9 protein-coding genes and 5 pseudogenes are annotated in these 13,185 nt (G+C 55.9%); 7 read left to right on the top strand and 7 right to left on the bottom strand.

Annotated features, from left to right (window positions below; genetic code table 11):
* Positions 1-65: 65 nt before the first annotated feature.
* Complete coding sequence (locus tag H607_RS12390; protein ID WP_037990197.1) at positions 66-1,280, top strand: multidrug effflux MFS transporter; 1,215 nt, start codon at positions 66-68, stop codon at positions 1,278-1,280.
* Here the strand turns inward: H607_RS12390 and H607_RS0108890 are convergent.
* The 4 genes and pseudogenes from H607_RS0108890 to H607_RS13190 form a co-directional block, all read right to left on the bottom strand.
* The gene (locus H607_RS0108890; protein ID WP_028875147.1) at positions 1,259-1,501 is read right to left on the bottom strand and encodes a rhodanese-like domain-containing protein; all 243 of its coding nucleotides are present in this window, start codon (positions 1,499-1,501) and stop codon (positions 1,259-1,261) included. The genes H607_RS12390 and H607_RS0108890 overlap by 22 nt on opposite strands.
* Before the next feature lie 246 nt (positions 1,502-1,747).
* Positions 1,748-1,948: pseudogene (locus tag H607_RS13805) on the bottom strand (transposase); the annotation flags it as partial.
* Between the two features lie 4 nt (positions 1,949-1,952).
* Positions 1,953-2,333: pseudogene (locus H607_RS13800) on the bottom strand (transposase); the annotation flags it as partial.
* A gap of 38 nt (positions 2,334-2,371) precedes the next feature.
* A complete protein-coding gene (locus tag H607_RS13190; RefSeq protein WP_083962003.1) occupies positions 2,372-2,632 on the bottom strand; it encodes a hypothetical protein in 261 nt (86 codons plus the stop codon).
* Between the two features lie 310 nt (positions 2,633-2,942).
* Here H607_RS13190 and H607_RS12385 point away from each other — a divergent pair, with 310 nt between their 5' ends.
* The 5 genes and pseudogenes from H607_RS12385 to H607_RS12950 all read left to right on the top strand — a co-directional run bounded on the left by H607_RS12385 (position 2,943) and on the right by H607_RS12950 (position 8,679).
* Positions 2,943-4,919 carry an FAD/NAD(P)-binding protein gene (locus H607_RS12385; protein WP_037990195.1) on the top strand — a complete coding sequence of 659 codons (1,977 nt, stop codon included), beginning with the start codon at positions 2,943-2,945 and terminating at the stop codon, positions 4,917-4,919.
* The gene (locus tag H607_RS13185; protein WP_037990191.1) at positions 4,913-6,106 is read left to right on the top strand and encodes a YbfB/YjiJ family MFS transporter; all 1,194 of its coding nucleotides are present in this window, start codon (positions 4,913-4,915) and stop codon (positions 6,104-6,106) included. Before H607_RS12385 ends, H607_RS13185 begins: the two co-directional genes overlap by 7 nt.
* Positions 6,096-7,199, top strand: a complete 1,104-nt coding sequence (locus tag H607_RS12375; RefSeq protein WP_037990188.1) for an NAD(P)H-dependent flavin oxidoreductase — start codon at positions 6,096-6,098, stop codon at positions 7,197-7,199. The genes H607_RS13185 and H607_RS12375 overlap by 11 nt, the downstream gene beginning before the upstream one ends.
* Positions 7,200-7,370: 171 nt before the next feature.
* A complete protein-coding gene (gene pcaC, locus H607_RS12955; RefSeq protein ID WP_051240791.1) occupies positions 7,371-7,763 on the top strand; it encodes a 4-carboxymuconolactone decarboxylase in 393 nt (130 codons plus the stop codon).
* A 265-nt stretch (positions 7,764-8,028) separates the two neighbouring features.
* Positions 8,029-8,679: pseudogene (locus H607_RS12950) on the top strand (MOSC domain-containing protein).
* A 1,163-nt stretch (positions 8,680-9,842) separates the two neighbouring features.
* Here the strand turns inward: H607_RS12950 and H607_RS12370 are convergent.
* From H607_RS12370 to H607_RS0108835, 3 genes and pseudogenes are all read right to left on the bottom strand, one after another.
* Positions 9,843-10,885 (bottom strand): annotated as a pseudogene (locus H607_RS12370) (IS5 family transposase).
* Positions 10,886-11,105: 220 nt separating this feature from the next.
* Positions 11,106-11,234 (bottom strand): annotated as a pseudogene (locus H607_RS13765) (ABC transporter ATP-binding protein); the annotation flags it as partial.
* An 88-nt stretch (positions 11,235-11,322) separates the two neighbouring features.
* The gene (locus H607_RS0108835) at positions 11,323-12,321 is read right to left on the bottom strand and encodes an LLM class flavin-dependent oxidoreductase (protein ID WP_028875141.1); all 999 of its coding nucleotides are present in this window, start codon (positions 12,319-12,321) and stop codon (positions 11,323-11,325) included.
* Positions 12,322-12,823: 502 nt separating this feature from the next.
* Here H607_RS0108835 and H607_RS0108830 point away from each other — a divergent pair.
* Positions 12,824-13,153: an ArsR/SmtB family transcription factor gene (locus H607_RS0108830; RefSeq protein ID WP_028875140.1), complete on the top strand. Its 330-nt coding sequence runs from the start codon at positions 12,824-12,826 to the stop codon at positions 13,151-13,153.
* Positions 13,154-13,185: the final 32 nt, after the last annotated feature.

Here is a 13,185-nt window from a genome sequence, read left to right as displayed (position 1 = left end):
CTTGTTCGTGGTGGGATAATCTTGTCTGGACAGCAAGATCTTCCCGCAAACGAAACGGAACGCCGATGACCGAACTGCAAACCGTCGTCCTGCTCTCCCTCCTGCTGGGGCTGCAGCCGATTACCACCGACCTCTATCTACCGGCCCTGCCGGGGATCACCGCCAGTCTGGGGGCGAGCGTGGCGCAGGCGCAGCAGACGCTGGCGGCGATGCTCTTTGCTTTCGGCGTGGCGCAGCTCTTCTGGGGACCCTTGTCGGATCGCTTCGGGCGCAAGCCCATCCTGCTCGCGGGGCTGAGCCTCTACGTGGCGGCGGCGCTGGGCTGCACTTTCGCTACCTCCATGGCGCAGCTGCTCGGCTGGCGCGTGGTACAAGGGGTGGCGCTGGGGGCGTCGGTGATGGCGGGGCGGGCGATCGTGCGCGACCTGCACGATCCCCTGGCCGGGGCGAAGCTCTTGAGTCGCGCCTTCTCCGGCCTCGGGCTCCTCGCCTGCCTCAGCCCCCTGGTCGGCGGGGCGACGGTGCGCGTCCTGGGCTGGCGGGCGACCCTCTTCGTGCTGGCCGTGGCGGGGGCGATCACACTGGCGCTCACTTGGCGCATCTTTCGCGAGACGCTGGCGCGGCGCAACCCACACGCCCTGCGCCCGGCGGCGCTGCTGCAGGCCTGGCGCGAGGTGCTGGGGCACCGGGATTTCTGGATCTTTACCTTGCTCGCCTCATCTTCCTACGGTGGGCTCTTCACCTTTCTCGCCAGTTCTTCCTTCATCTTCATCAATTTCTACCGGTTTTCACCCACCGAATACAGCCTGGTGATGCTCGCCAGCGCCACCTCCTATCTCTGCGGAACGGTGCTGTGCCGCCGCCTGCTCGGGCGCTTCGGGCTGAGGCGCACGGTGCAAGCGGGCGGTATGCTCTCCTGTACGGCGGGAGTGGTGATGGTGATCCTGCTGCTGATCGGGCGAGGCGGGCCGATGGGATTGCTCCTGCCGTTCTGCGGCTTCATGATCGCGCATGGCATCCATCAGCCGTGCGGCCAGAGTGGGGCGGTCGGCGCGTTTCCGCGGGCGGCGGGCGTGGCCTCCGCCCTGAGCGGGTTCGTGATGATGTCGATCGCCTTTCTCACCGGGGTGGTGCTCGGCATGCTGGCGCGCGACATGCCCTGGCCCTTCGCCGGCCTGGTCGCCTTCTGGGGGGCGATGCTCTTCGTGCTCGCTTTCGCCTTCGTGCCCCGTTCCCGGCTCGTGGCCGGTGAATCGGCTCAGGCCGAACGCGCTGGCTGATACACCGCCACTTCCAGCCCGCGCGCGGCGAGCGCCCGGCCGTGCCACTGGCTCAGCAGGCCGCGGTCGCAGTAGAGCAGATAGCGCCGCGCCTCGGGTAGCTTCGCTTCGCGCAGGGCAAAGAAGGGAATCGCCAGGTCGGCTTCGGGCAGCGGCGCTTCGTCGGCGAGTTCGGGGGGGCGGATGTCGATGAGGATCTCGCCCGGAGATTTCTGCGTCACGATGTATAGTGGCCACCGAAATCAAGACACTGGGGAACCTCGATCAACCCCTATTTTCCGGGAAACTCGCGGTGAAACAGACTCTTCATGACACTCGGCACTGAATTCCACTCGATTTCCCCCCGTTTTGGCCGCTCGTTGCGGCCTCGTGCCCCGGTTTTTTCCTGCCCACGGCCGCTTTGGGCACACTGCGGCCGTGGGCAGTCCTCACCAGGCGATGGCATTGGACTTCACGAGCCACACCGTTCGCCGGATGTTGTCGCAGGCAGCCATCAGGGTGAGGGCAAAGCCGGCTCTGGCCTGTCCGATGGTGCGGATCATCTTGCCGCCCATGGCTTCGATGGCAGCGAACACGTGCTCGACCCGCGCGCGCACGCGGGCAATGCGCGTATTGCGCGCTTTCTGCCGCTTGGGCAGTGGCCGGTGGGGCTTGGCCTTGCGCTGGATCTGCGAACAGGGCTTGCGCCCCTGCCGGTCCGATGCGGTTTTCGAACAACCAGATCGTGGTGCGATCCGGAACCGTGCGCGAGTGCTCCAGCCCACAGAAGCGCTTGAAGCTCATCCGATCGAGGAGCTGGAACTCCATCTGTTCGTCCGAGAGCCCATAGAGGCGCTTCAACACCACGATACGCACCATCGTCTCGATCGGATAGGGCGGCCGTCCGCCTTTGGACTGATCCTTCGGGGGAAAAACCTTCTCGACTTCCGCCGCCAGCGCCGCAAAGTCGATCACCGAGTCCATCTCCTGCAGGGGATCGCCCAAGCGATCGAGCTTGGTGCGATGTTCTTCTGCGGCAAAGAGGTCGGGCTGGATCGCGGTGCGGCGTGCCATGGTTCAGGCTCCTCTCGAATCAGGACAGAGGAATTTTATCAGAGACCGGGGGTAGAGGAGTTTTTCGAGGTGCCCGTTTGTATGGCCGCCTTCTTGTGCTCAGGCTCGAAATAGGACCACTTAGCGCGCAGCTCGCGCGCAAACTCGATCACTTCCTGCGCTGTTAACCGCCTGGCCGGATGATCATCAGGCTGCCCAAGCTGGGCCAGCTGCTGCATGACGGCCTCCTCGCGGGCCCGCTCCTCTGCCATGCGCTCCCGAAGCTCGTCCAACGTAATGACGTCATTGGCGAAGGCCATCTGCCACTTCCGCTTGCGTCGCTTGATCTCTTCCAGTTCGCGCTCCAGCTGTTCGCGCAGCTGGTCCTCATCATCGGGCCGGTTTCCGTCGTCGATCTCGACATCATATTGTTAACATTTGCGCTTGGGGTGGATTAGAATGGAATCGAAAATATGCGAATACAATTCAGTGAACAGCTTTCTCGGTTAGGAGGTGAATTAGAACGCTATTATTATAGCTCCGCATCTGCTGCAAGAGTGAATCTCCTGCTTCTATTTCACCACGGAATACAGCCGACATTGTTTGGATGCATTCCGGGGGGGGTGCGCCATGACTCAATATCCGCTTCGAATTGCGATTGTGGGTATGGGGCCACGCGGTCTTTCTGTTCTAGAACGCCTCTGTGCTAATATTCCTGAACTCATACCGGATCAACGTATTGAAATCCATGTCATAGACCCGTATCAAATTGGCGCAGGGAGTGTATGGAGAACTGACCAGTCGAAGCATTTGTTGATGAACACTGTGGCATCACAGGTTACCGTGTTCACAGATGAGAGTGTTGTCTGTGAAGGGCCGAAAATACCAGGTCCAAGTCTATACGAATGGGCACGGTTTCTCCCCTTATTGGATGAGGAAGATCAGTACGATGAGTGGGTATTAGAAGAAGCTCGCGAACTTAAGCCAGATTCTTATCCCAGACGAGCACTTTATGGTTATTATTTACAATGGGATTACCGAAAGATCTTACGTTATGCTCCGGCCAATGTTACTATTCGTTCTCACAAAGCTCGAGCAGTGTCCCTTGATGATTATTTTGATGGTCGACAAGTGATTAAACTTGACAATGAGGAACAACCACTTATTGTTAACGCTGTTGTGCTTGCTTTGGGTCATACTCCGATAGCACTGAGCGAAGAAGAACAGTGTTTACAAAAATTTGCTTTAGAAAACGGATTGCTATACGTCCCACCGGCAAACCCTGCAGACGTATATCTCGATAACATTGGTGCGGGGGAAAAAGTTATCCTTCGGGGCCTTGGATTGAATTTCTTCGACTACATGGCGTTATTTACAGTTGGTCGAGGTGGTCGTTTTATCAGACACCAAGGACGATTGGTCTACGAACCTTCCGGACGTGAACCACGGCTTTTTGCCAGTTCTCGACGTGGCGTTCCTTACCATGCACGTGGGGAAAATCAGAAAGGGCCATATGGACGCTATCATCCGCAGTTTCTCACACATGAAGTGATTGATCAGTTACACGTTCGAACCAAAAAAGGAGAACAAATCAATTTTCGCAGGGATGTGTGGCCTCTCATTGCAAAAGAGGTAGAAACTTTATATTACTATACATTAATCCGATCGCGTGATTGTGAATGTCGGGCGGAAAAGTTCAAGGAACTTTACAAAAAATGTCCATGGAACAGCCCAGAAGAGGAAGGAATTTTAAATCAGTTTGAAATTGACCAGGATCAGCGTTTTAGTTGGGAGCGGCTGGCGAATCCATTTGGCACAAGAACATTCGAAAGCCCTGACGAGTACCGGGAGTGGTTACTCGAATATCTCCGCAAAGATGTGTCCGAGGCGCGAAAGGGAAATGTTGAAGGACCACTGAAGGCAGCTTTAGATGCGCTGCGGGATCTCCGCAACGAAGTTCGTTTGGTGGTTGATCACGGCGGTATCAGTGGCGAATCCTACCGTGATGATCTTGATCGTTGGTATACACCCTTCAATGCCTTTTTGTCAATTGGACCGCCGGCTTCGCGAATTGAAGAAATGATAGCTCTCATAGAGGCTGGTATTCTTGAAGTAATAGGGCCGGAGTTACAGATTGAAATGTTGAAAGATCCACCGCGATTTAAGGCAATCTCGCCACGTGTAAAGGGTAGCGATGTGGAGGCTCGTGTGCTCATTGAAGCCAGGATTCCAGGGGTCGATTTACGGCGTACCACGGAACCCCTCTTAAAACATCTCCTGGAGACGGGTCAGTGCCGAGCCTTTGCTATACCCTGTTCTGATGGGACGGCCTATGTCACTGGGGGACTTGAAGTGACCCCACCGCCCAACAGATTGGTTGATGCGAATGGAAACGTACATCCTCGTCGTTTTGCGCTCGGAGTTCCCACTGAGGGGGTACACTGGGTAACGGCCGCAGGAATCCGTCCGGGGGTCAACTCGGTTACACTAAGTGAATCGGACGCAATAAGTCGAGAAATATTGAAGGTAATCTCTAGAGACCTCAAGCAAACTCAAAATAAAATGCATCGCACGACCGTATCCGGAGGTCGCAGAAAGGGATGCTAAAACTTCTCTGTGTAACCATTGCCGGTATCTGTGCCCTTGTGATCGCCATGGGAATTGGAAGGTTTGCATATACCCCCATTTTTCCATTGATGCAAGAGGCTTTACACTTTTCAAATGCTGATGCCGGTTATATAGCTGCCAGCAATTACTTTGGTTATCTTCTGGGCGCGTTGTTGGGCAGTAGAGTCCAAAAGAGTAACAAACAAAAAGTGTTTCGCGTTTCTCTTGTAATCAACATTTTATGCAATGGGGCTATGGCATTAACAACATCTTTAGTAGGATGGGCAGTTTACCGATTTATTTCGGGAATAAGCAGTGGTATTGTCTTCGTACTTGCCTCGAGTATGACACTGGATTTTCTTGCGTCTAAGAACAGATCAGCATGGTCCGGGCTTTTCTATAGCGGTGTTGGAATTGGTATTGTGATCAGTGGGCTTTTCGTCCCCTTTTTGAATCAGCTGGCCGATTGGAGAGGCGCGTGGCTAGGGTTAATGCTTTTGTGCCTATTACTCAGCCCGGCCCCTTTATTCTGGACAGAGGATTCACGTAAATCGGTGGTGTCTGACACTGAAACTATCCAAACACAGCAAGATCAAAATGCGAGTTTCTTCTACTGGTTACTCGCTTCATATGGCTTGGAAGGGTTGGGGTATATCATTACAGGAACGTTCCTGGTGGATATCGCCATGTCTTCTCCATCTACCAAGGAGGTAAGCTCGCTCAGTTGGGTGATTGCTGGCCTTGGGGCTATTCCGTCTACTCTTTTCTGGGCTTGGGTTGGGAAGCGTTATGGACACGTAAGAACACTCGTGTGTGCATACCTGTTGCAAGCTATCGGTATCGTCATTCCTGTGGTTCAATCGAATGCAACAGGAATCCTTCTGAGTGCATTTCTATTTGGTGGAACGTTCATGGGGATTACCACCTTGGCCACTTCGCTTGCAAGAAACATTTCTGATCAGAGCAATCGTTCGATCGGGTATTTGACGGCTTGTTATGGCATTGGTCAAATATTGGGGCCAATTGCAGGAGCTCTTATCGAACAGCAAACTCACAGTTATAGTTGGTCCTTAATAGGTGCAGCTATTATCATCTTTGTGGGGGGCGTGTTGCTTGTGATGGGTCGGTACGCGTCATGTTCCCAAACAATTCAAGTAAGTCGAAGGGGTGGTTACCATGTGGAATGAGACGGTGCTAACCCGAGCGTTAGGTATCCAGTATCCAATCATTCAGGCTCCCATGGCTGGAGGGCCGACCACACCCGAATTGGTTGCAGCCGTTTCGAACGCTGGAGGACTTGGTTTTCTGGGAGCGGGTTACATGTCCGCGGACTCAATGCGGGCAGCGATTCACAGAATACGGGAATTGACGGATAAGCCATTTGGCGTGAATCTTTTCGTTCCGGAAAGGGATGAGCAAGTAGATTTGACCGCCGTTGCTTCGATGAAGGACCATCTCAAGCGGATGGTACCCCATGCAAGTGGTGTTGCTGACGAGATTGAGAATGTACCTATAGAGCAGCCGTCAAAGGATCAATTTGTAAAGCAATTGGAAGTCGTGCTAGAAGAAAGAGTTCCCGTTTGTAGCTTTACGTTCGGTCATCCAACTGCGGAAGAAATAGAGGAGTTAAAATCAAAGGATATTTATGTTATTGGTACTGCGACTACTGTCGAGGAGGCAACAACACTTGAAAAAATGAATGTGGATGCCATCGTTGTCCAAGGCTATGAAGCCGGTGGACATCGAGGATCTTTTCTCGGCTTCGATGAATCTCGGTTAATAGGCTCTATGGCGCTCATCCCGCAGGTGGTGGATAGGGTCAGCGTGCCCGTCATTGCAGCAGGGGGAATCATGGATGGAAGAGGGATCGTGGCCTGTTTCGCGCTCGGGGCATCTGGTGTTCAGATGGGGACAGCTTTTCTCGTTAGTCGTGAGAGCGGGGCACACCCTGAATACAAGCGAGCGATCCTGAATAGTCGGGATGTCGATACCGTTATCACGACTGCTTTTTCAGGTAAACCTGCCCGTGGAATTCGAAATGCTTTCATTAATTCCATGCAACATTACAAGGGAGCAATACCCCCGTATCCCCTCCAAAACGCCCTAACTCGTCCCATTCGAAACTGGGCTTCACGGGAAGCAAATCCAGATTTCATGTCTTTGTGGGCGGGACAGGGATCAGGTTTGAGTCGAGAAGCGAGTGCGGGCGAAATTGTACGACGGCTTGTTCAAGAAACGGAAGAAATTTTGGATCGGTTTACGAGGATCATGATAAAGTGAGTTTTGGTTATTTTCTTGGGTTTCCGACGATTGTGCTGGTCAATGGGATACAACTCACGGAGATGAATCCGGGGCAAGGACTTTCCTCAGTATTTTGACTCATTGTTCTAGTGTAACTCCTAAGGTTATTTTTGACCATTGCTATCTTGATGAGAAAGGAGCGATTTTTCCATGGTGAACGAGTTGAAGTACCAAGAAGGATTAAAGGTTCGTAAAAAGGTTCTGGGTGAAGATTATGTCGAGAGGGCATTTGCAACTGCGACGGATTTTTCGAGACCGTTTCAAGACTTGGTTACCCGATTTGCTTGGGGAGAAATTTGGACTCGCCCTGGTCTTGATCTTAAGACAAGGAGCCTCATCAATCTTGCAATAATGACAGCCTTAAACAGACCTAATGAATTAGCGATTCATATTCGGGGAGCACTGCGTAATGGTGTAACTATTGAGGAAATCCGTGAGGTTTTCTTACAAACTGCCGTTTATTGTGGGATTCCTGCCGCACTGGATAGTTTCAAAATCGCACAAGACATTTTTGATGAGGAACAAATGTCAGAGAGAGATTGAAAGAACATAAAAAACCTTCATCTGATTTACAGATGAAGGTTTCCGTTTTTTCTTTCATAAATTAACAAACTGTATGCCTGCGCGAATGAAGGATAGAGAAAGGAAAAGTAGTACCTGCAAGACATGTCTAGAGGCATTCGAGCGTCTACAAGCATGATATTTGCTGAACCCGTTTACGGGGTTGCCATGGCTAAGGGTTTGCCAAGTGGTATTGGGTTCCAATGACGTTTTTGGGTCTAACACCAGACCATTAGGGGGAATTTTAATGAATGGGAATCAATATAAAATTGTCTCGATTAACGTAGCAAAGCCGAAAACTGTTCTATACAAGGGGAAGGAGGTATCTACCGGTATATTCAAAAAACCCGTAGAGCACCCAGTTTACCTCTCATTTTTAAACTTTGAAGGTGACGGCCAGGCGAATCTAGTTCATCATGGTGGGAAAGACAAGGCGGTCTGTGCGTATTCTTACGAGCATTATTCTTATTGGGAAAAGAAACTTGGGAGGTCGTTGGAATACGGTTCTTTTGGTGAAAATTTGACCATGATTGGAATGGTGGAAGAGGAGGTTTGTATTGGTGACATATTTCAATTAGGAGAGGCATTGGTCCAGGTAAGTCAGCCTCGTCAACCCTGTTATAAATTGAGCATTAAATTGAGTGTGCAAGATTTACCCAACCAAATTCAGAATACGGGATTTACCGGATTTTATTGTCGTGTTTTACAAGAAGGCTGGGTAGAGAAAAATTCGCCTGTACGGCTGATTAGTCGTCACCCCCAATGAATTACGATTGCTTATGCCAATCGGATTATGTATCACGAAAAGGACAATGTGGATGGAATCAGGAGGATTCTTGCTCTGGAAGAGCTTTCAGAAAGTTGGCGGGAGGCATTATTGAAACGATTAGGTCAATAAGATGAGCGCGCGTGGTCCGAAAGTTCCCCTGTCGAACACGGGGCTCTAAGAGTTCTAGCGTCCCCACACGGGTATGAGCAGGCGAGGACGGGGTTCATTTCGATATCCACGATGCGTATCCGTCCGTTCGTAGGCTTTCGCACTGAGATACCTCCGCCTCAAGAATTTGATTGAGGACGGCCTCCACCAACTTTGCCAGCCCAGTGTCTTCTTGCAACAGGCTTTTCACCTGCTCCTGGTCAATGGCAATCTGAAGTATGGGCCATTTCCATCCCTCCCTGGATGTTGCTATTGGGTCCACTACCTCTATTCCAGGGGATGGATGGCCCTTCCTTCTTTCCGGCCACCCGTTTTTACACCATACTATCGGACGTCACACCGCTGCCTGGAACCGGGCTGGTACGAGATTACGGAGGAGGAAAAGGTGGTGCTGAAGCGGCTGCCCCCAGGATTGGAAGGGTGAGGGATGGGAATCCGGGACATGTCGTATAAATCCGGCGTAAAATCGGGATTTAACGTCAATCTGGCAGAGGATCCGGTCCCGCAACCCCTTGTGCTACCGTTGTTGGTTAACTAAAAACTGGAACGATAACGTTCTAAAAAAGTGTCGTTGAAATCTTTGATAGGGGTTTTTGCCCGAAAAGGGCTTCACTTCCTCCCCAGGGCTAAAGCCCTGGGATTCCTTCAGGCGGCATAAGCCGCCATTCGGCTGCCGTTCGCCGCTTGGCGTACCGGCGGCAGATTCGCGGTGCCTCACCCACCGGTGGCGGTTCCACCTCAAGGCAAGCGGCTGCCGGGACGTGGCCTCCGCCCCGTGCCCTTTCGAGGAGCCCAAAAGGAGTAAGCGCCGCGTTGGCGCCGGCGTGTCAGATGCGGCCGCAGTTTTCGTACACTGCGCCTTCCTCCCCAGGCTTAAAAGCCAGGGCCTCCGGCGCGGAAAAGGAGGGTGAAGTAAACAAAATGCAGGGGTATAATCTTCGTGTACCGGGGAACCTCGATCAACCCCCGTTTTCCGGGGAATTTGGGGTAAAACAGGCTCTTCATGACACTCGGCACTGAATTCTACTCGATTTCCCCCCCGTTTTGGCCGCTCGTTGCGGCCTCGTGCCTCGGTTTTTTCCCGCCCACGGCCGCTTTGGGCGCACTGCGGCCGTGGGCAGGCCTCACCAGGGGATGGCGTTGGACTTCACGAGCCACACCGTGCGCCGGATGTTGTAGCAGGCAGCCATCAGGGTGAGGGCAAAGTCGGCTCTGGCCTGTCCGATGGTGCGGATCATCTTGCCGCCCATGGCTTCGATGGCAGCGAACACGTGCTCGACCCGCGCACGCACGCGGGCAATGCGCGTGTTGCGCGCTTTCTGCCGCTTGGGCAGTGGCCGGTGGGGCTTGGCCTTGCGCTGGATCTGCGGCCGGTAGCCTTTGGCCTGCAGCGATTCCTCTCGCTCCTTGCTCGCGTAGCCCCGGTCGGCGTAGACGTCGCTCGCGGCAGGTGTTGCCCGAGTCGAGCAGCTCCTCGAAGTGCTGGCTGTCGTGGGTGCTGGCCGTGTCGGTCTTCAGGCGCCGGATGAGCTTGTGCTTGCGATCGACACAGACCGAGAGTTTGTAGCCGTAGTAGCTCTTGCCGTGTTTCTTGGTCCAGGTGGCGTCCAGGTCTTTTTGACGGCGTTTGGCCGGCTTCCACCCGCGGGGCATGGCACGTTGTTCCACGATCTCCTGCTCTTCCCGAGTGAAGTGCTGACGGGGAGCGCGCTACCGGCGTCGCATCCACGATCTGCCCACCCCGGGCGATATAGCCCTTGCGTTCGATTTGGCGCTTCACCGCCTCGAACAGGGCTTGCGCCCCTGCCGGTCCGATGCGGTTTTCGAACAGCCAGATCGTGGTGCGATCGGGAATCGTACGCGAATGCTCCAGCCCACAGAAGCGCTTGAAGCTCATCCGATCGAGGAGCTGGAACTCCATCTGTTCGTCCAAGCGCCCGTAGAGGCGCTTCAGTACCACGATGCGCACCATCGTCTCGATCGGATAGGGCGGCCGTCCGCCTTTGGGCTGATCCTTCGAGGGAAAAATCTTCTCGACTTCCGCCGCCAGCGCCGCAAAGTCGATCACCGAGTCCATCTCCTGCAGGGGATCGCCCAAGCGATCGAGCTTGGCGCGATGTTCTTCTGCGGCAAAGAGGTCGGGCTGGATCGCGGTGCGGCGCGTCATGGTTCGGGCTCCTCTCGAATCAGGACAGAGGAATTTTATCAGAGGCCGGGGGTGGAGGGGTTTTTCGAGGTGCCCATCACGTTCAATAGGGGATGACAAAGACGGCTATGGCATCGGCGCACTCCTTCACCGCCATGAACGGCGGGGCTTGCTTCAACGGAAGCGATGAACGAAAGCCCCCGGTGTTCCTCTCGCCTTTTCCTTGATAGAGCGAGGCGGTTCAGGCCAGACGTCCCTCCTCGATCGCATGACACGACACGATGCTCGAGCGATACGTATGGGGCGCCGGCGCTTGTTCCTTGCAGCGCGCATTGGCATGCGGACAGCGCGGATGAAATGTGCAACCGGAGCATCCCCATCACAAGCCCTTCCCGGCATAGGTGCGGAGGCGTCTGGCGCGCGTGCCGGCATGAGCGCCGAAGGCCCCTGCGCCGCGCTCAGTCGTGCAGCCCAGCGAGGATGTCGAAGCTGCGCAGGCGCGCGTCCGGGTCGTAGACGTCGCAGGTGAAGATCAGCTCGTCGGCGCCGGTCTGCTCGAGGATCGCGTCGAGCCGCGCACGGACCTTTTCCGGCCCGCCGATCACCGCCATGCCGAGGAAGCTGCCGACCGCGTCCTGCTCGTGGGGCAGCCACAGCGACTGCATGCTCCGCACCGGCGGCTTCAAGCGCAGGCTCTGGCCGCGGATCAGCGCCAGCACGCGCTGGAACACCGTGGTGGCCAGGTACTGGGCCTCCTCGTCGGTCGGCGCGGCGACCAGCGGCACGCCAAGCATCACGTAGGGCTCGTCCAGCACTGCCGAGGGGCGGAAATTCTCACGGTACAGGCGGATCGCCTCGTGCATGTAGCGCGGTGCGAAATGCGAGGCGAAGGCGTAGGGCAGGCCCTTGGCCGCCGCCAGCTGGGCGCTGAATAGGCTCGAACCGAGCAGCCAGAGCGGCACTTGGCTGCCGACGCCGGGCATGGCGACGACCCGCTGACCGTCCTGCGCGGGTCCGAGCAGGTATTCCAGCTCCTCGACGTCCGCGGGGAAGTCGTCGGCGCTGCCGAGGCGGTCGCGGCGCAGGGCGCGGGCGGTGAACGGGTCGGCGCCCGGCGCCCGGCCCAGGCCGAGGTCGATGCGCCCCGGATAGAGCGCTTCCAGCGTGCCGAACTGCTCGGCGATCACCAGCGGCGCATGGTTGGGTAGCATGATGCCGCCAGCGCCGACGCGGATGCGCGAGGTGCCGGCGGCGATGTAGCCGATCAGCACCGCAGTGGCGGCGCTGGCGATGCCGTCTATGTTGTGGTGCTCGGCGACCCAGAAGCGGGTGAAGCCGAGCGCCTCGACATGGCGGGCCAGGGTCAGTGCGTTATGCAGCGCCTGGGCAGGTGTGCCGTCGTCGCGGATCGGCGCGAGCTCGAGTACGGAAAAACGGGTGTGGGACAATCGGGACATGGCGATACTCCAACGGAAAAAGGGGGCATCTGTGGGGCGCCTCGAACAACCTACTGCGCGGCTGCATGGCGGCGTTGCGCGGTGCTCGGATGCTCGCCTATCTTCATGATATGTCTCGCCTCCTGCGCTCCGTGCGCCTTGCCCTGCAGCCGCTCGCGACGGTTTTTCGCGGCGCCCTGTGTTTTTCTGCAGATGCGGGCGCGGCGGACCCATCACGAACCCGCGCGGGTCATTGTTCATCACCGCTGCAGGAAAACGCCCGACGACGGTGCTCCTTGTAGCGATTCAGCAGCAGCTGCACCGATGAGCCGTGCCGCAGAATGCGCATGGCCACCGAACAAACACCGAACAAAAGGATAGTCGCTCTGTTCCAGACCCGGCGCGTGGCCTCGTCGTCCACCCGCGCTAGGCTAGTATAGAGCGCTGGCGCAACGCTGCACGCCTGAAGTTTGCTCTGTTGAGCTCTTGCGCGATGATTCAATAGACGTGGTATCATTGAATTATGGATGAGACCCAAGCCGTATCCGCCCTGAGTGCCCTGGCCCATACCCAACGGCTGCGCGTGTTCCGCGCACTGGTCGCCGCAGGCCCTGCAGGGCTCACCCCGAGCGTGCTGGCCGAGCAGCTGGAGGTGGCCCGCAACACCTTGTCCTTTCACTTGAAGGAGCTGGCCCGTGCCGGCCTGGTCACGATCGAGCAGCAGGGCCGCAACCTGATCTACCGCGCCGAGTATGGCCACATGAATGACCTGCTCGGCTATCTGACCGAGCACTGCTGCCAGGGCGGCGTGTGCCAAGCCAGCGACGATTCCCATGCCTGCATCGCGTGTTGAGCCCCATCGCCTGGCGCTCATCTCGTCGCAGC

Source organism: Tepidiphilus margaritifer DSM 15129 (genome assembly GCF_000425565.1).
GTDB classification, from domain to species: Bacteria; Pseudomonadota; Gammaproteobacteria; order Burkholderiales; family Rhodocyclaceae; genus Tepidiphilus; species Tepidiphilus margaritifer.
The sequence above is the reverse complement of the archived record's forward strand: the minus strand, read 5'-3'. Positions and strand labels throughout refer to the sequence as shown.